The 19,016-nt window shown below is 48.6% G+C and carries 15 protein-coding genes; 10 read left to right on the forward strand and 5 right to left on the reverse strand.

Annotated features, from left to right (window positions below; genetic code table 11):
- Nucleotides 1-67: 67 nt before the first annotated feature.
- From CHH28_RS20165 to CHH28_RS07125, 7 genes are all read left to right on the forward strand, one after another.
- Nucleotides 68-457: a hypothetical protein gene (locus CHH28_RS20165; protein ID WP_233243786.1), complete on the forward strand. Its 390-nt coding sequence runs from the start codon at nucleotides 68-70 to the stop codon at nucleotides 455-457.
- A gap of 499 nt (nucleotides 458-956) precedes the next feature.
- A complete protein-coding gene (locus CHH28_RS07100) occupies nucleotides 957-1,322 on the forward strand; it encodes a cupin domain-containing protein (RefSeq protein WP_094059645.1) in 366 nt (121 codons plus the stop codon).
- 113 nt (nucleotides 1,323-1,435) lie between these two features.
- Nucleotides 1,436-1,885: a GNAT family N-acetyltransferase gene (locus CHH28_RS07105; RefSeq protein ID WP_094059646.1), complete on the forward strand. Its 450-nt coding sequence runs from the start codon at nucleotides 1,436-1,438 to the stop codon at nucleotides 1,883-1,885.
- A gap of 128 nt (nucleotides 1,886-2,013) precedes the next feature.
- On the forward strand, nucleotides 2,014-2,148 hold the full coding sequence (locus tag CHH28_RS20565; RefSeq protein ID WP_157729809.1) for a transposase: 135 nt from the start codon (nucleotides 2,014-2,016) through the stop codon (nucleotides 2,146-2,148).
- Between the two features lie 219 nt (nucleotides 2,149-2,367).
- Nucleotides 2,368-2,688 carry a transposase gene (locus CHH28_RS07115; protein ID WP_094059648.1) on the forward strand — a complete coding sequence of 107 codons (321 nt, stop codon included), beginning with the start codon at nucleotides 2,368-2,370 and terminating at the stop codon, nucleotides 2,686-2,688.
- A 392-nt stretch (nucleotides 2,689-3,080) separates the two neighbouring features.
- Nucleotides 3,081-3,650, forward strand: coding sequence for an HD domain-containing protein (locus CHH28_RS07120; RefSeq protein ID WP_094059649.1), 570 nt, complete (start codon nucleotides 3,081-3,083; stop codon nucleotides 3,648-3,650).
- Nucleotides 3,651-3,749: 99 nt separating this feature from the next.
- Nucleotides 3,750-4,364: a LysE family translocator gene (locus CHH28_RS07125; RefSeq protein ID WP_094062009.1), complete on the forward strand. Its 615-nt coding sequence runs from the start codon at nucleotides 3,750-3,752 to the stop codon at nucleotides 4,362-4,364.
- A gap of 160 nt (nucleotides 4,365-4,524) precedes the next feature.
- On the opposite strand, the gene CHH28_RS07130 is transcribed toward CHH28_RS07125, so the two are convergent.
- From CHH28_RS07130 to CHH28_RS07145, 3 genes are all read right to left on the reverse strand, one after another.
- Nucleotides 4,525-6,855 (reverse strand): G8 domain-containing protein, encoded by a 2,331-nt coding sequence (locus tag CHH28_RS07130; RefSeq protein ID WP_094059650.1) that lies wholly within the window; start codon nucleotides 6,853-6,855, stop codon nucleotides 4,525-4,527.
- A 238-nt stretch (nucleotides 6,856-7,093) separates the two neighbouring features.
- Nucleotides 7,094-9,268 (reverse strand): G8 domain-containing protein, encoded by a 2,175-nt coding sequence (locus tag CHH28_RS07135; protein WP_157729810.1) that lies wholly within the window; start codon nucleotides 9,266-9,268, stop codon nucleotides 7,094-7,096.
- 141 nt (nucleotides 9,269-9,409) lie between these two features.
- Nucleotides 9,410-9,904, reverse strand: a complete 495-nt coding sequence (locus tag CHH28_RS07145; RefSeq protein WP_094059653.1) for a hypothetical protein — start codon at nucleotides 9,902-9,904, stop codon at nucleotides 9,410-9,412.
- A 541-nt stretch (nucleotides 9,905-10,445) separates the two neighbouring features.
- Between CHH28_RS07145 and CHH28_RS07150 the strand changes: the two genes are divergently transcribed.
- Together CHH28_RS07150 and tsaA are read left to right on the forward strand one after the other, a co-directional pair.
- Complete coding sequence (locus tag CHH28_RS07150; protein WP_094059654.1) at nucleotides 10,446-11,066, forward strand: M23 family metallopeptidase; 621 nt, start codon at nucleotides 10,446-10,448, stop codon at nucleotides 11,064-11,066.
- 427 nt (nucleotides 11,067-11,493) lie between these two features.
- Nucleotides 11,494-11,958, forward strand: a complete 465-nt coding sequence (tsaA, locus tag CHH28_RS07155; protein ID WP_094059655.1) for a tRNA (N6-threonylcarbamoyladenosine(37)-N6)-methyltransferase TrmO — start codon at nucleotides 11,494-11,496, stop codon at nucleotides 11,956-11,958.
- Nucleotides 11,959-12,393: 435 nt separating this feature from the next.
- On the opposite strand, the gene CHH28_RS07165 is transcribed toward tsaA, so the two are convergent.
- Nucleotides 12,394-14,238: a ricin-type beta-trefoil lectin domain protein gene (locus tag CHH28_RS07165; protein ID WP_094059657.1), complete on the reverse strand. Its 1,845-nt coding sequence runs from the start codon at nucleotides 14,236-14,238 to the stop codon at nucleotides 12,394-12,396.
- A gap of 751 nt (nucleotides 14,239-14,989) precedes the next feature.
- On the reverse strand, nucleotides 14,990-16,744 hold the full coding sequence (locus CHH28_RS20355) for a PAS domain S-box protein (RefSeq protein WP_094059658.1): 1,755 nt from the start codon (nucleotides 16,742-16,744) through the stop codon (nucleotides 14,990-14,992).
- Between the two features lie 338 nt (nucleotides 16,745-17,082).
- Between CHH28_RS20355 and CHH28_RS07175 the strand changes: the two genes are divergently transcribed.
- A complete protein-coding gene (locus CHH28_RS07175; RefSeq protein WP_094059659.1) occupies nucleotides 17,083-18,957 on the forward strand; it encodes an amidohydrolase in 1,875 nt (624 codons plus the stop codon).
- The last annotated feature ends 59 nt before the right edge of the window (nucleotides 18,958-19,016 follow it).

Consider the following 19,016-nt stretch of genomic DNA (forward strand, 5'->3'; position numbering starts at 1 on the left):
CGAGTATTAGTTGGTTTATGAGAGTACTGAATGAAGCCATTGCACGAGAAGCCAATCAGGAAGATCAGTGCTCAGGCCGCTTTTGGGAGGGCGGTTTAAATCTCAAGCACTCTTGGATGAAGCCGCGCTGGCGGCGTGCATGGCCTATGTCGACCTCAACCCCGTACGTGCCAAGATGGCTGCGACACCTGAAAAGTCAGCCCACACCTCGATTAAGCTTCGCATAGAAAAAGTTAAAGTCAGCAGGCAGCCCAACCATCCTAAGCAACAACCTAGGGAATTATTGTCCTTCGTGGGTAACCCGCGCCAAAATATACCGCTAGGTATTCAAATGAAACTTACGAATTATCGCGAACTGGTTGACTGGACTGGCCGTATTATTAGGCATGATAAGCGCGGAGCCATTGCCCAAAATACGGCAGAAATTCTTAATCGTTTAGGTATTGATGATGCTTAATGGTTGGAAATGACTCAACATTTCGAAGGCTGCTTCCATACCTTTGCCGGCAGTGAAGAAAGATTGCGCCAGGAATGTGAAACGCTGAATTATCAGCGCTCGCCTAGAATCAGCCGCTGCCGTTCCTTACTCAACCGATCAGTCTGGCTCCTCGATCGCTGAGGAGTGGCCAGAGACATCCGCGCTCGGAGCAACCTACGCGCTCAACAAGACAATCATGCGTAAATACGCATCAAACAGGCTTGTTTTGAACGCTCCTAGTCAAACAACACATGCGGTTGACAGGCCGAGGGCTTCACTGGAACAATCACCTTTAAGATGGATGTCCTATAGTTGCTTGTGATCTGGTGGTTTAAAAACAGGTTGCCCATGCCCATAAAAAGTCGATACATACGATTGCTAACATGTCACGCGTTTTGCTCTGCTTCGCAGTTTAGCAATAATTCGTGTCTTAGTTTACGCAACGTATGATCTAGGCGTTATATTTTCAAGGAAAATTATGAGTAAGATTTCAATTGGCAAAAAATTTGATCTGTTTACGGAAGAGTGGACCCCTAAAATTATTGCCGAAGCTAATGGTCAGCTTGTAAAAATAGCTAAAGGTGGTGGTGAACTTATTTGGCATCAGCATGAAAACGAAGATGAGTTATTTATAGTTTTTAAAGGACATCTCACGATACAGCTTCGTGATGAAAGTATTGAACTGGATGCTGGTGATATGTTTGTTGTGCCTAAAGGAGTTGAACACTGTCCTCGCGCAGAACCCGACACTCACTTCATGATGATAGAACCATCTAGTACTGCACATACTGGTGAGCTAGAAAGTGATGTCACTGTATCAAGTGAAGACCAAGAATGGATTTAGAGTATAATAAGGCGCAGCAATCGCTCCCGTTGGTCGCTGGGACGTGCAAAACACTATACTTTTTTGGCCGCTTCTGTGAGCGGCGTTAGGCAAAACTATGTACGAGGAAATAGATGGATATTAACCTTAGAGATATTACCAAAGACAATTGGGTGGATATGATCGACATAGAAATTTCAAAGGAGCAGGAGGATTTTGTTGCTTTGAATTCTGAGGCTATTGCAGCGTCTAAGTTTTATGATTATTACGTTAATCGAGGTGTTTACAGAGGAGATAAAGCTGTTGGTTTTATTCAGTATTATCCAAATATCGAAGAAAAAAAGCCAAGGGAAATTTTTATTGATCAATTTATGATTGACCTAAGCCTTCAGGGGCAAGGTATCGGATCAAAAGCGTTTGAACTTGTTTTGCAAGAAATTAAAAGTAGAGAAGATTGTGATTCGATTACAGTATGTTATGTTGAAGGGCATGATCGAATGAAGCCGTTCTTCGAGAAGTTCGGCTTTTCTGTTGTAGAGCAAGACGAGTTTGATGAAACAATCATGGAGCTGGCAAATTCCTAAAAGCTGTTTCATAACCTTCAGTCCGATATAATAATTAAAATTATCAGCATCAACTCCTCCACCATGAAGCGTTCAACCTCAGAACTGACCGACCAACAGTGGGCACATATGTTTACCCAGCCTGCCTCGTGGCAAAGGAGGGTGCCAAGCACATCAATAATCGAGTCTGTTTTGAGGGCATTTTATGGGTATTACGTTCTGGTGCGCGCTGGCGCGACCCTGAGCATTACCCATCGCCGAGTACCTGCTGGCGCCGCCTTTAGGACCGGGAAGAGCAAGGAGCATGGCTCAAGGCCTGGCGTAAGTTTCTTCGCGTTCTGGATCAAAAGTCGCGGTTAAATTGGGAAGAATCGTTTTCTGATGGTAGTTCTGCGCCAGCAAAAAAGGGGGCTCTGTGTTGGAAAAAACAAGCGGGGTAAGGGGTCAAAGTGGATGATAGTCGTCGATGGCGAAGGCATTCGAATCGGGCTGATGCTGGCTCAGTGTCACCGGCGGAGATCAAGCTGATTGAGGCTTTGTTAAATGTTTCCGATGGCAAGATCAAGGTGAAGCGTTTGATCTACGATAAAGCGGAAGATTCTGATCCTCTGCGAATGGTGTTAAAGAAGCGGGGCATTGATCTCATTTGCCACATCGTCGAAACAGGAAAAAAGCGGCGTCTGCAAGATGGTAGAAAGCTGAGAAGGTACGACCGTCGCTGGAAAGTAGAGCGCACTTTTGCTTGGCTTGGAAATTATCGGCGATTAGTGGTTCGATGGGAAAGAAAGCTCTCAATGTATCGAGCCTTCTTTCACGCAGCCTGAATGATGATCGTGCTAAAGAAGTTGTGAAACAGCTTCTAGGTATTATAGCTCGAGTTAACACGGTAACTCATCGAGCGCCATGGTTTAGGAAGTTTTTAGCGTCTGGATAAAACCTGCGTATTGACGGTTCCGTGCCTTCAGAACGAGATCGATTTGGGGTTTCTGATGTGCTGTACTTGAAAGTAAAATTGCTCACATTGAGTACTTGTCTACACTATGAAAGTGGAGCTGATTCGTAAAAATGTGTTTCTACGTCCCGTAATCTAACGAACGCCTTGGCCTGTCACATCAATGTAACTACAACAAAAAACGACTTGGCTACCATTCTCCGGTAGAATATGAACAAATAGCAGTATGAAATAAACGTGACTGGTTCTATCGGAGAAGATCGTATGAATGAAATAGCGCTCCTCGGGCTGGAGTTGGATAAGCTTAAATCAGTTTACAGAAAATCCTATACATCGGACGGTACTAGAAACGAAAATTCTGCGGAGCATAGTTGGCATCTCGCTGTTTCGCTTTTGGGGTTCGCAAAATATATGCCTTCTGAGGTGAACTTAGATAGATGCATAAGAATGGCTCTTTGCCATGATATCTGTGAGATTGGCGCTGGTGACGTATGCGCATATCACGATACTTCAGGGAAATATGAACGGGAGCTTGCATATATGACGGTGCTCCAAGCTCAGTTTTCAAGTTTTGGTGCCGAGGCAAAGGAGCTCTGGGCCGAATATGAAGAGGGTACTTCGCTAGAAAGCCAATGGGTAAAAGTCTTCGATAAGCTATTGCCATTTGTATTAAACCTTTCTAATGAAGGTCGAACTTGGAAAGAGCAGACGATCACAAGGTCTATGGTGCTAAAACATAACGAGTTTATTGGAGGGGTTGCTCCTGATATTCACAGCTGGATGCTAGATCAGATAGATAAAGCAGTGGATGCTGGATGGTTAGATCCTGCTTAAAATATTGGAAGTGTTTATAATTCTGTGTCATATCTCTATCCTATGTAAGAAATTTAGGTTCGGGGTAGATTTAGGTATTAACGCTAAGGACTATGAATGATGGATGTTTGGAAATTATTACTATTTATACCGGCTTGTTTTGCGCTCAATATGACACCAGGGCCAAACAATCTGTTATCTATGAATAATGCTCGGTGTTACGGATTTGCATCCGCGCTTATCGCTGGTTTGGGGCGAATCGCTGCATTTTCTGTGATGATTGCTTTGGCAGCGTCTGGCTTGGCCGTTGTGCTGTACACCTCTGAAGCTTTGTTTCTGGCTATTAAGCTGCTCGGAGCGGCGTATTTGATGTGGATTGCATTCAACCTGTGGCGCTCAGATACTAGCCCTATTGCGGATATCAAACATAGGAGTAGTCAGCTTTCTCTGGTTAAACAGGAATTTTTATTGGCGTCTGGAAACCCGAAGGCGATACTGATATTCACTGCATTTCTGCCTCAGTTTGTCGATGTCTCATCGAATGTGAGTGAGCAGTTTTTTGCCTTGGGTGTCACCTTTCTGCTGTTAGAGCTGGTAGCAATTTCAATCTACGCGGCTTTTGGTTTGTATCTGCGTCAATGGTTCTCGCGGCCTAAGCTGGCGCAGCGTTTTAATCGAGGATGTGCAACTTTCCTAGCCATGTCTGGAGTCAACCTGCTGGTCAGTCGCCAATGATCATGTCAAGTAAGTCTGCCTTGCTGGTAAGCGATGTCCGCGAGCAGCCTATGGATTGTTTTCCGTCTGTTTAACGGTTAGACGTTTTAGAATTCCAGGGGCTTATAGGCCCCTGGAATTGCATGTGGTGGATCGGTGGGTTGAGCCACTACTAGGTGGGCTATTGTACGGTGTTTATCTGAATATGCTCAGGAAAGGTCGTCGCACCCGGTTGGTCATGAACACTAAAGCTCTGATAGTTAAGATTGCTGATGGATATTCTTGCACCCTCACTTTCCGGATCGATCACCAGAAGATCAGTACCATTATTGGTTAGGCTTAATTGGTTCATATCCCACTGGCTGTTGACCGGCAGCGCCATGCCCATACCAAATCCTTCGATGGAGACATTGTCTACCCGCCCAGGGCCGTGTGTGGCGTCGTTTGATATGTCTAGGCCAACCCCGGACTTGGCCGTGCCTTCATTAAAACTGAACTGGCTAATATCTTTTCCAAAGCCGTGAATGTTTGCACCTTGCAGGCTTAAGCGCTCGTTGTAATTCAGCAATACACCGTCGCGACTGCCCCACACGGTAAGATCTTTGACAGTCGGTGACAGGGTGTCGATGTAGGCTTGCGGTGGTGAGCGGTGAAAATCGCTTTGCTCTTCGCGTCCAAGATAATTCTTGGCATGTATGTAACGAATGCGGAACCCGACCGTTGCGCCATAGGATTCATTACCGCGACTTTCTGCCATCGGCGCCCACCAAACGGGCACGGAATCGCGACCTGTGATGAGCTGGCCATTAGGGAGGTGTGACACCGGAATCGACACCCGTTTTACCCAGCCAGGGCCAGGGTTAATGATGCCGTCGCTCCAATAAATAAAACCGTGAGCGGAGGCGCCAGCGGAAACATTATTAATCAGACTGACGCGAGGCCCAGTGAGCCAAAAGCCATCGCCATCGTGGCCATAGTCCATTCTATTGGCGCGTAAGTCCGGGTCGATGGCGCCCTGGTCATCGACGGAAAATGACGAGTTGATGCTGCGTATGGCGATATTTCCCTGCATGCTGCCCAGCTCATCGCCGGCCTCGGTATAAAAGCCCGCGCCTTGCAAGCCGTAGGACACGTTGTCGATAAAATGCACGTGGGAAGAATGATTAACAAATCCCCAGCCTGGCCCTTTATAGACCACAGAACCTTTTACCGTGGCCGCCATGCTGTCGGGTTGAGTGCCTACCTGGTGAAAGTGAATGGCGTAGCGACCTCGGACATTTGAGCCACCCAATGCAACGGCATTCGCAGAAGCGGGGGCATCGTCGCCGGCACTTTCTGGGTCATCAAATATGAATTCGTAGTCGTCGAGTGGGCGGGTTTTATCGCTGCGACCCAGTTCGGTAAAGCGGGCATTTTGGATATCTACGTGAGCGCTCATAAACATCATATGGCCACGGTGCTGAATGGCAGTATTTTCAGAGCGAAACTCGATGTTTCTACTGATATTGGCGACGTACACATTCAGCTCTGGTTTGGGAGCTGTGTGATCCAACGTTAACGGCTGGTCGAGAGTAACTCGGTTGCCATTTATGGCACTGATGGTACGAATTTCGTCACTGGCTGGGTCGTTGACGACGGTGCCTGTAATCACCAGCTGATCGCCCACTGCCCAGCCAGTTGGTTCCTGGTTAAGGCTGAGTTCTGTATCGCCTTGTTTGGCCTGAGGGGTGATGATGGCCCGGTGAGTTTTGGCAGCGCCATGCATGGTGGTTTTGCCAGCTAAGATAGCCCCTCGGCTGAGTCTGGCGGCATCACTCACTGGGCCCTCGTCGATAAACACCACTTCGGCTTTGGCGTTGGCGCTAATGGGTTGCTCTGCACTGCCGATCTGCAATGTTCCATTGCATGAGCTGTAGAGCGTATCCACCAGCAAACGGGTGTTGCGGTCGTTGGCAAAGGTTAAGGCTCCGTCAATGCGGACAAGCTTTAAGCGTGTGTCCGACACACTTCCAAGTGTGACGGATACGCCCTCTGGAATTCGAGTAACGGCGCCGGTGTCGGGTACATTGCCGCCCCAGGTCGCTGGGTCAGACCAAGCACCCGATTGAGTGGCCGTGTGCGTGACCAGCTCTGTGCGCGCAAAGTCCGGCGTTGAATGGCAGTGGTGTGCGGTATGGTCGCCACTGCCGTGATCGCTACCATGGTCACTGCCATGGCTGCCGTCTTGATCGCCGTTTTGATCGTTGCCTTGATCGTTGCCTTGATCGTTGCCTTGATCGTTATCTTGATCGTTATCTTGATCGTTATCTTGATCGTTATCTTGATCGTTGCCTTGATCGTTGCCTTGATCGTTGCCTTGATCGTTATCTTGATCGTTATCTTGGCCCTGGTCGGACCCTGCCACGGGCTCTTGAGCTGTGTCTGAGCCATCGGTGCCGCCACAAGCGGATACCGACAGCGCGGCCGCGAGCACCAAAGCCGTTCTGAGTATGACAATATTTGCTAGTTGCATAGACATTCACCTGTGTAGTCTCCGTGGGCCGTGGCCTGCACAGCCAGAGATGTTGAGGGGTTGTGTGCGTCATTATGCACGGGTGGTATCGCGCACTGGTTTACATCTGCAGCGGGGCTAGCATACAAAATTGTATACATTCCACTTCGGCCACTGGCCTATAACATGCAGGGCCAGTTGGTACAGCCCCGCAAGCATGTTGAGCGTTTGCTAATGCATATGTTTATTTAAAAATATGCTAATCATCTTCAGTCGGTGTTATGTACTGAATATCAGTCTTATTATCACTGTATGTACCACCGTCGATTGTTACCTCTCCCGTAGTAGTAACTTGCATGGCAGTTTCAAAGTTCTCGATATTCAGGTTTACCAGCTGAATGCCAGTTAAATTCTGAAAATGTGCAGCATCAACACCTACCGTATTGGCGCCACCATAGCCAACCAGACGCAGATTGTTCAGCGTTATACGATTGACATAAGGTATATCAACTGCGGTTTCTTCAATGTTCCAGAGTGTTGAGCTGGAAATGGTAGAGCGTAGTTGACCGTAGTAGCTTGGGGATGGGTAAGGTATACCATCTTCGAGATGAACCCCATCACCAAAGAAATCGGTATGAAGGTAAAATACCTGAATACCACGTGTTGTGCTGTAGGCCTGGTTGTTTTCAAATTTGCCGATTGGAACATCGAAAATCTGCATTTTAGTGCCATCTGGGCCAATTAAGTTTCCATTCGGCACATTGGCAGTGTCATGGAATATTTTAATCGTGCTACCATCGTTCGCTTTTTCTAATAATCCCTCTGGCCACCAGATGTAGGCGTGACCAGAAGCTCCTGAAACAATATTGCCGGTTACCGTTACATTAGGACCATGAAACCAAAAGCCATCTCCTTGAAAGCCATAGTCCTGTCTGTGTTCTCTACTATCTGGGTCAAGCTCATCGAGGCTCTTCAATGGGTCATTTGGATTAACCGTTCGAATAGCAATATTGTTAATAAATGAACCTATTTCATCGCCAGCCTCCGTGTAATAGGCCGCTCCTACAATATTGTGTGTGACATTATTAGAGAAGTTGACGTGTGATGAGTGATTGACAAATCCCCAGCCTGGATCATCCGTTACCACACTTCCATGGACGACCGCTGGAGAACTATTTTTGTTGGTTCCACCTTTATGGAAATGAAGTGAATAACGCCCACGTACATTGGTACCCCCAAGTAAAGTAGGAGCGATTTTGGGATCCAAGTCAGTAAACTCAAGATCATCCATGATCTTTGTTTTATCAACTCGCCCCAGTTTGTTGAAAGACGCATAGTTGATTGATGCATTATTGTTATGCATCACCATGACATGACCTCTTCGATCGATGGTAGGATTTTCTGAAGTAATCTGAATATTACGCGTGAGATTTGCTACATGTACTTCGAGGTCTGATTTGGGTGCAACGTGACCCCTCGTAAGGGGGGCATCTATAACGATCTGCATACCATCTATTGCAGTTATGATAGCCGTCTCGTCACTGCTTGGATCTATAGGATCAGTGCCAGCAATGACAATGCTGTCGCCCACTTCCCACCCAGTCGGTATTGTTTTTAGGTTGAGGGTTGTGTCACCAGCACGTGGGAAGCTAGCAACGCTTTCAAACCCTGTTTTCGCGTGACCGAATAGTGTGGTTTTACCCATTAAAATAAGACCGCGGCTGATCAGCTCAGTGTCCCATGAGCGATCGATAGCACCATCATCAATAATGATAACTCGAGCTGTTACAGAAGCTTGAATGGGTGTTTGCTTGGTTCCGATCTCTAGCTCACCAGATGCTGTCGTTACTAATGTATCGACTAGTAGTTCTGTATTGAGTGCTGGATTAAAGCTCAGTTTTCCATCAATACGAACCGTTTTTAATCTTTCTCTAATTCTATTTTCAATCTGAACCGTGACACCTTGGGGAATGTATACTCTTGCTCCGGATGATGGAATAGACCCTTGTTTCCAAGTTGCAGAGTCGCTCCATGCTCCAGAGGTCGTTGCTTCATGGGTTACCTGATCTAGAGAAACAATAGGCAGAGATGTCATCATTCCGACTGGAGGGTTATTAGAATTATCATCAGCAGTGTCGTCAGAGGTGTCGTCAGAGGTGTCGTCAGAGGTGTCGTCAGAGGTGTCGTCAGAGGTGTCGTCAGAGGTGTCGTCAGAGGTGTCGCCAGAGGTGTCGTCAGAGGTGTCGCCAGAGGTGTCGTCAGAGGTGTCATTAGAAGTCTCCTCTGAAGTGTCATCAGAAGCATTATTTGAATTATCACTAGAGCCACCGCCGCAGGCGGATAGTGTCAGGATGATGAAGTAAATTAGAAAATGTCTTTTAGCATTCATAATCTGATCCAATTTTATTGGTAATCGATAGTTTTGTGTCAGCATTGATAGTGGTTACGGTTTTCTGTGCATAGAGAATAATTATGAAATGAAGGTTTAGAATAATTTGAAAAACGGACAGGACTGTTCTTTTGGCGTATTTTTTAGCCATAAGTGACCAGCCCCAACTATCATTCTGTACGTTACTCATGGTGCTTGCTTCTCCATACCGAGTTGAGGCTCATCAAGATACGATTCATTGCTATAACTTTCCGCCCTGGGCGTCCACCAAATACGCACGGAATCATGATCGGCTATGAGCTGGCCATTGGGAGGGTGTGACACCGGAGTCATGTCGATCGAGTGCACATTGGAGAAGCGGCTAACTAATCCCCAGCTAGGCGTTTTATAGTCCACAGAACCTTTCCTTGTGACCACCATGCTGCCAAATTGAGCGCCTACCTGGTGGAACTGATCGGCGCATCGCCATCGGGCATTAGAGTCGCCCTGTGCAACAGCACTGGCAGAGACTGGGACATCGTCGCTGGCGCTGTCTGCGTCATCAAATATGTACTCGTAACCATCGAGTGGACGGGTTTTATCGCTTCGGCCCAGTTCGGTACAGCGGGTATGTTGGCTAGCAACGTGAGTGCTCGTAAACATCATGTGGCCGCGAAGCTCAAAAGTATCGGGTCGTCGCATAGACATTCACCTGTTGATCTATGTGGCTGTCGGCTATGGCCGCTAACAGCAGAGATTCTTACAAGTTATGAGCATCATTATGCACTTGAGAGGGCGCGCACTGGTTTACATCTGCAGCGGGGCTAGCATACAAAATTGTATACATTCCATCTCGGCCGCTGGCCCATAAAATGCAGAACCAGTCGGCGCTGCAGTGCGAATCGGCCTACTGATTGGTTGCGAATGGCACACTGCACTCACTACTGATGCTTTGGCGGGTCTGTAGCCGTCGATTAACACCCGGCCCATCGGCATACTGTCATTCGAGCAGTTTTTATGACCTGATGACAGCCCGACAGAGTCACTTACGACGCAATTGTCATTCGCGCCAGCATGTTATGACAACGTATTGGCAGGTTTTCCAAGGTAGTTTCCCGAAGATGTTGTCAGGGTATTTAAGTCTGTGCCCCGCGCTTGTCCTGTTGCAGGGGATTCCATATAGTGAGTCGCTCCAGTGAGCTGCTCTAAAAAAGCGGCACCAAAGCTAAAGGGATGGTGTATTTTGAACAAACTTCGCTGTGTTAGTGCATTGCTGCTGACGTCTTTATCTGCTGCCTGTAGCGGTGAAAATGTTGATATTGATTGCAGCCTTTACCCGGCGCAAGATCAATCGTCGTATCTATTGCCTTATCCCGTAGGTGACGCATACAAGGTGGAGGTCACCACTGGGCATTATCGCAAAGCCAATCAGGGTGTCGGTTTGTATGCCGTCGACTTTCGCATGCCGATTGGTTCTGTCATCGTGGCGGCGCGAGGTGGTGAAGTGGTTGCCGTGCGTGAAAAATTTGAAGATAACAACGGCCAGGACTTAGCAGAAAACTACGTTTTTATTCGCCACTCCGATGGCACCATAGGACGCTATTTTCATCTGACCCATCAAGGTGCATTGGTGGATGAGGGTGACGTTGTCGAGGCCGGTGATGTGATTGCCAAGAGCGGCAACACGGGTCAAAGCGGTGGGCCACATTTACACTTCGACGTGCAAAAATGCGGCCCTAACTTACCACCTGGATACAATACTCTGCCCTGTGGCCAAACAATCCCTGTGAGTTTTCGCAACACTCAGCCTCATTCGTGCGGGCTAGAAAAAGGTGAGACCTATACAGCCTTAGCGGACGCTTGAGGTACGGGTAAGGGCAGCCAGAGTATTGGGTGCCCAATCGTTATTCGTGTAGTGACGTTCTGGAAAATTCTATACGGCGCTGCGCGAATAGCACAGACTTTCAGAATAAGACGGCGACAAAAAGAAAATGATCAATCTTTTTCAATATCGCCAACGGCATATTCCGACCCTAGCCGACGGAGAGCGACAGATAACTTCAGCTTCGTGTCGCCAACCGTTGTTGTAGAAGGCTAGAGACTGTAATACTATTTCGATCACGCAGTTATGAACTGCCCCCCCCCGCATGCCACACTGACGGCACCTCTACGCTTTGAATCAGTGTTCCAGTCAGAGAGTGTTATTGATATGCGATATAGTATTGTTCTAATCTGACTGCACGGTGTATGCATACACTGCTACGCGATATTGCTAGAGAAAGGATAATTAAATGGCGAGTTTTACTATTAAGCCCATTGCTTATGTGTCATCAACACGAGTAGACGCGATCGATGATGGCTGGGATCGAGAAACAAGTTACATCGAGCTAGACAGCACTTTTGATCAAGATGCCTTTTCAGGGCTGGAGGCATTTTCCCACGTTGAGGTGGTGTACTGCTTTCATAAGGTAGATGAATCCAACATAGTGACTGCCTCTAGGCATCCTAGAAATAATAACAGCTGGCCTAAAGTCGGTATATTCGCTCAACGAGGAAAAAACAGACCCAATCGTCTGGGTATTACTGTATGCAAGATCGCCGAAGTGGAAGGCAACAAGCTACGGGTTGAGGGTTTGGATGCCATTGATGGAACGCCGGTGGTTGATATTAAGCCTGTTATGCAAGAATTTCTGCCCAGAGGAGCTGTGCATCAGCCTGGATGGTCAACAGAGATAATGGCCGATTACTGGAAATAACTTAGTCTAAACAGTGGGGCCAACTATGCACTTAACCTGCCATTGCGGTAACGTAACACTGGTTTTAGACGCTGCCCCTGAAGAGGTCGGCGAATGCAACTGCTCCATCTGTCGGCGTTACGCTGCCCTTTGGGCTTATTGTTCACCTGATCAGGTTCAGCTAACGCAGGCAGATACTGATTTTTACTGTTGGGGTGATCAAGAGGTGGAGTTCCATCGTTGCAAGACCTGCGGTTGTTTGACTCACTACATCACCACGGATAAATGCTCAGAAGCTATCCTCGCCGTTAATATGAGGCTGGCCGATACTCAAGTATTGTCAGATATTCGGGTGCGAAAAATAGACGGTGCAGCGTTTTAAAACACGATAACCGAGTAAAGATAATAACGGCGAGCATAATGCTCGCCGTTTTTTAAGCTAACTTGGTGTTTGGCTTATTTCCAAGCCCAGTCGCTGCCTGCAACATCGGCTTCTACGCGCCAGCTATTGGGGTTCCACTTTAAGGCATTATCCAGTGCATTAATCAGCTGACCATTCTCCATTCTCCAAGTTTGGTTTGGACGATCAATACAGCTTTCCATGGTGATATCGCTGCCTTGCTGGTCTAGGCACAAGTCAGGCGCTACTTTGCTGATTAACTTGCCTTGTGGCGTCAGTTGCCATTGCTGGTTATCACCATCATGGCACCACCAGCCATAAACCACGGTGCCTGGTGAGGTGCTGCTGCCGGCAACGTCCAGGCACTGGGTTTCCTCGGTGACCAGTTGCTTCCATTCTGCCGTTGGCGTATCAACTTCTGCTGAGGCGTTAAACAGAGCCGTTACAATTGACGTCATCGGCTGTGTATAACGTGATGCGCTTGGTGCTTGATTTTGCCAGCTTTGTGGTACTGATTGAGTAACATCCCAGTCACCTTGGCCATCGTAGTATGATTTAGCCACTGCGTTTGGTGTAGGTGTCCACAAGAAGTCTGGGTGAGCGTTTTGGTACCATTCGCCACCAATCACGTCGCCTTGTGCGTCAAGTTCCAAGTCGTAGTAGTAGGTTACGCGCGAAATACCGTCGTATCGTGGAATATCGGTATTGCGGTGAGTTGGATTAGTCTCAACCATATACTGCACCTGCATTTGCACACCGACGACCGACTGTGCTTCTGAAGCGCGATATTTGGTGAACTTATCTTTGCTGTAGTCTGCCATGGCGATGGTGACGTCGGCAGGGTTGTCAGAGGTTTGATTGTTTTGCGGGTTAAAGTACTTCACTTTATAGCCTAGGATCGGCTGGTTCCAAACCTGATAGTCGTAGGTCGCATCCATGATCATGCTACGGCCAGTAATACCAATCTGGTTTAGAACCGATAAGTGCCAGGTGCCTGGGTTGTTATCAACACATTGGGAAGCAATGATACGACCGTTGTCGTCTTTTTCTGGGTTTTTAATGTTACAGCGACCACCAATAAACTTGGTGTTGAATGGAGCTTCGGCCCACAACAGGGTGCCCAGTGCTTTAATATCCGATGGATAAAATTTCAGCATCTCACCGTTGGCATCCGGTACCGTTACAGACTGAGCCGGACGAGGAAGCATGTAGGCAGCCGCTGCCCAGCCATGGCACAGTCCCATCCATCTTTCGACGCTGCCGTTGGATTCGAAATAACCTTTGCCTGAATCCCACGAGCGCTTAGTTAAGGTACGGTTTTGGTCACCCACAAGTAAGTCGTATTTTTCAGCCGGTGACAGCAAGTGACGCTCGTCAGCAGAGTAGTTTTCCAGCGGCTTAATACCGTGAGAAAATTCGTAATAGTCTTTCCAGTTATAGGCAGACAAATCACGATCGGCGTAACGCCAGGCAGCAGCACCTGAGTATAACGGCCAATACGTGTCTGACCATGGCTGCATATCCAGTTTCTTTGAGTCAGGTGCTTGCTGATCGAGAGTGCTGAGGTTTCGTACTAAGCCATTGCCAGCGTCAACCAGTCGAGCTGGGTTGTCGTTGTACAGACTGATGGCGGAAAACGGTTGAATACTCGGGCCGGTAGCATCACCTTCCGTGTCATTCAGTGTTGATCGATGGATGATTTCATTGCGCATGCGAGTGCGAAGATCCCCAATCTCTTCTGCGCTGAGATGCTGGTAGTCGTCGCCATCTTTCTCTGGCAAAGCATTCATCACCGCCTGCGGGTTTTGATGAAAACTGTTCATAAATGATTGAATCTGCGCGTCATCTGCCGTAGCAGCTAACGGAGCAGCAAAGCATGCAATAGCGAGCGTTTTTTTCACTGAGATTACTCTTCTGTCGTTAGTTTTTATGCTCCGGTTGAAAGACTCTTTCAACGGAGGGCGCGCATACTATTTTTATGAAATTTCTAAATCAAACATTTAGATGGATAAAATTGATTTAAATTTGTTTTTCTTTTTGGTTGCTTTTAAGCAAGATGAAAAGCGACATTTGTTGGTTTGAAATGTGACATATCAATACCTACGCTGGTGAGTGATTCCGTATTTCCTCCGAGAGTGATTCTGCTGATAACAGTTTTTACTTTATAACCAGTGACTCTCTTCGGCAGGCGTTGTGATGTGGGGGGAGCTCTTTGTAATGATAGGTTTGTCATCTTTGGTGTGTTTCTTATCAGTAGCTATTGTCTTATCCTCGTGAGAAAGATTCTGATCTTTGGGGTTCTGTTGTTTTTTTGATCAGCAGAGGCTTTCTATAAATGCAATGCGTATCCATGGCCTGGGCGAAACTTTAATGCTGAAAAGATGCGTGACTCTTCATGAGTGGGGCCGGCAAATGCTTACCACAAAGCTCGAGCAGCGTTGGAATATGTAGCTGTGCCCCTCTGCACTGGGGCAAGGTGCAAGGTGCAAAAGAGACGAGAAATAGGCACAACAAAGGTACAACAGAGGCAAAAAACAGCACGAGAGAGGTATGGCAGCCAGATGTGCACGGCAATGTAACAGCGCCTCAGTAGCACTACGGCGGCGTCTCGGCAGCCGCCGTGTGGAGTACTGGGCTTGGTGGATTCGGAATTTATCCTTTCATATAAGTCGACAATCGATCCACATGTCCTCGGGTTTCATCAATCAACGCACTGATTTCACCCGCCGACTCGGTGGTATTGGCAGCTAGGCTCCGAACTTCGTCTGCCACCACGGCAAAACCACGGCCCGCTTCGCCTGCGCGCGCCGCTTCAATGGCTGCATTAAGAGCCAGCAAATTGGTTTGTCCAGAGATGCCATTGATGGTACCAACGATGCTGCCAATGCGTTCCAGCACCTGGGACATGGCGCCGTGGGTTTCTTCTAACACCGCTTTTCGGTCCGAAACGTCCGATCCGTACAGTAAGATCTTCACCAGCTGTTGCTCAACGTCAAACAACGGTGCAATCGATACGGTGAGCGTCAGCGGGTTGCCCTTGTCTTTTGGCTTCAGAGTGATTTCCCGGCTTAAACTGTCGCCGCTACGGATGCTGTCAAACTCGCCGGCTTCTAAATAGTCTTTCAGGGGGAAGTAGGCTTGTTTCAACATGGCGCTTTCACTCAGGCCAGCCAGCCGCTGGGCTTCCTCGTTGGCATAGCTCATTTGGCCATCGGGGTTGAATTCGATGACGACGTTGCTGCGGTTGATGGCAGCGATACGGGTATCGGTTTCTAGTGAGCGCGACTTGGTGCTGTCTATGTTGGCTTGAATAGAAATGTATTTTTGCAGCTGACCCTGTTCGTCGAACACCGGGTTGATGGCCAATGAAATCCAGTAAGGGTCGCCATTTTGATGGTAGTTTAAGATCTCATCATAAAACGCTTCTTGTTTATTTAGCTTGTCTCGGATTCGCGCCTTGGTCTTGTCACTGGTGTGTTTGCCTTGCAAAAAACTGCCGGGTTTGCGGCCTTTTACTTCGTTAAATGAGTAGCCGGTTAATTTTTCAAAACCAGGGTTCACGTATTCAATGGCGCCGTTGGCGTCGGTAATAATGACGGAGTTGTCGGTTTCGTTAGCGACCAGAGACAGGGTCGCGAACTCTTCTCGCTTGCGTCGCTCTTCGGTCACATCACGTAAAAATGCTGTGTACAGGGTGCGTGTATCCAAGCGGATTTTCGACAGTGACAGGTTCACCCATAAGGTGCGGCCATCAAACGCATGCAGTTCTAGTTCGCGCGAGGAGCCTACAATCCGGTCTTCGCCTGTTTCACGATTGCGGTTCACCAGTGAATCATGCTGCGGCTGAATGCCTTTGGGCACCAGGCATTTGACGTTCTTACCCATAACGTCTTGGCGTGAGCAGGCCCACAGCTTTTCTGCAGCGGCGTTCATAAACACAATATTATTGTTGTCGTCGATGGTGACGACGGCGTCGATGCATTGCTCCAGCGTCTGGTCGATAATGGTCGACTGCTCGCGCTGTTGGGTGACATCCTTTAAGAACGCGGTGTAATGGACCTTGCCGTTGGTGAGGATTTTCGAGAGCGACAGATTCACCCAAAGTTTGTGGCCATCACGATGGTAGGTTTCTAGGTCCAATGAACTGCCAACAACCTTGTCTGGCCCACCGTTACGGTTGGCATTTACGTATTGATCGTGCTTGCCACGGTGTACTTCGGGCACCAGCATTTTGACGTTTTTACCCAGGACTTCTGCCGAGCGATAACCCCAGAGGCGTTCGGCGGCGGCGTTAAAATAGATGATGTTGTTGTCTTCGTTGATGGTGACCACGGCGTCGATGGCCTGGTCCAGAACCGCTTGTGTTTGCCCTGAGGGTTTTAACCATCGTGTTAACCATGTCAGCATGAAGTGACCTCTGTGCGCTGTTCAAGCGAATATCAGTGGGCATGGTTTGAGGGCCGGTCGTATTGGCCCTGCAGAGCGCCGCCTGACACTGTTGTGGCCCTCCTCCCCTGATTGACCCACGTCAACAAAGCGTAGCAGGTCGTTGCCTGTGCGCGATGCGCTGGCCGGCTCTGCCTTGAATGACCATTACTCGGGTCTACCGATAAAGGACAAACAGCAAATGGCGTCGTATCAAGAGCAGGCTGTAAGAGGGTGTAACACTTCTTAGCAACACAACATAACCGTTGGCCTCTAGTTGGCCTATTAATAGGGGCGAGCACTCAGTTAAAGGAATAGCTATGACAAACCCACACACTCACACCAACACCCATACGTGCGCACAATGTGCCTGCCACAATCCACTGTGGCGTAAGCTCGAAACGGATCAGGCAGAAGCTGATTTTAAAGCGCGATTAGAGCAATTGATCGCCAGCAACTGGGGAATTGAGCAGCAACTACCCACAGCGTTTGCGATGTATAGTGGCGGCACCATCCGGCCGATGATTGATGGCCAAACACAGGCGGTAGAGGCCATTGGCTTCGCCGGTGGCAAAGTGGTGGCTGTCGGCAGCTATACCGATGTCAGCGCCAAGATGCGCGCATTGGGCATGCAGCCGCAAGATCATATTCAATTAGCAGACGGGCATACCTTGCTACCTGGGCTGATTGAGCCGCATGTGCATATCGTTCCCACCGCTATGACCATGAGCTGGCCAGACTTAGGGCCTTATCAGGGCCAGCACCTGTTGCCGCAATACGACCCGGACACTGTGATTAATGCCGCCAAGCAGGCGCAGGCTGAACTTGGCAAAGGTGAATGGTTGCTGGGCACTGGGGTGGACCCGGCGCTTATGCCGTTTAAAGACGGTCAGCTGGATGATATTAATATTGATCGCTTGGATGCTGCGTTTGCGGACACGCCCGTGTACTGGCTGTCGGCCTCCTTGCACACGGCGTACATCAACACCGCCGCGCTACAGGTCATCGCCAAGGCGAGGCCAGAGTCTGAGCGTGATGCCTTTGTTGCCCAAGTCGTATCCCAAGGTGCGCTGCAAGAGCTGCAGCAAATGGGCTACGGTTTTGATGCCATTCCCACCGCGCAAAAGCAACAGCTACTGCTGGATCTGCCTGGTAATATCTATCGAATATTTAAAACCGCCAATGAGCGTGGTGTGACCATGATGTTTGAGGCGGGCATGCGAGACTACATGAAACGCATGCTGCAGTTGTATCAATCGCTGATGCCACAAAATGTACGGGTTGGTTTTGCCCAGCTGTGTGAGAGTGTCGATAACGCTGAGGCCATGGATACATGCAAAGCAATAACAGAAAGCGATTTATATCAGCCGTTTCAGGCGGCGGTAAAACTGGTATCTGACGGCTCAAACCAGGGGTTAACTGGTTATCAATGCGAACAGTACAGCTGTAACCCAGAGAATAATTACGGCGTATTTAATTTCAGTACATTACCACCTGACGATGCTGACGCCGATGAAAAGCCCAACTATCAGACAATGGTCAACACCATCATTAACAAAGGCTGGCCGCTGATGATTCACGCCAACGGCAACCATGCTGTCGATTTGGCGCTGGATGTGTACGAAAATGCGCTGCAAGGCGAGTCTGGATTGACGCTGCGCCATCGTATCGAACACTGCTCGCTGCTCAGTGATTACAGTGCCCAACGTATGCAAGACTTGGGTATTTCTCCGAGCTTTCTTATCGGCCACGTCGGCTACTGGGGGTATGCCTTTGATCAAGTGATTTTCAAGCAAAAGGCACAGCAGTTGGATCGCTGCCAAACCATGTTGCAGTTGAATGCTCGTATTACATTGCACAGCGATTTGTCGGTCAGTCCCATCGGGCCTTTGCGCATGATGGAACAAGCCGTGACACGAATTATGGAAAAATCCCCCGATCAAGCCATGCTTAATCCAGAGGAACGCGTTACCCGCGAGCAAGGATTGCGTGCCATCACCTACGACGCTGCCTGGCAATGTCATACCGAACAATGGCTGGGCTCTTTGGCGCCGGGCAAGCTGGCGGATTTTGTTATCTTGGCCGAAGACCCCCTGACCATCGCCGACGACCGCAAGCTACGAGATATTCCTGTGTTACAAACTTGGGTGGGGGAAAGCTGCGGTACCAAAAAACGTTGGCACACGCCTGAATAACACGGTGTCCGCTCTCGATCACCAGGAGCTTAAGATCACGAAGCCAGTTGGCCGCTCTA

Source organism: Bacterioplanes sanyensis (assembly GCF_002237535.1).
Lineage (GTDB): Bacteria > Pseudomonadota > Gammaproteobacteria > Pseudomonadales > Oceanobacteraceae > Bacterioplanes > Bacterioplanes sanyensis_A.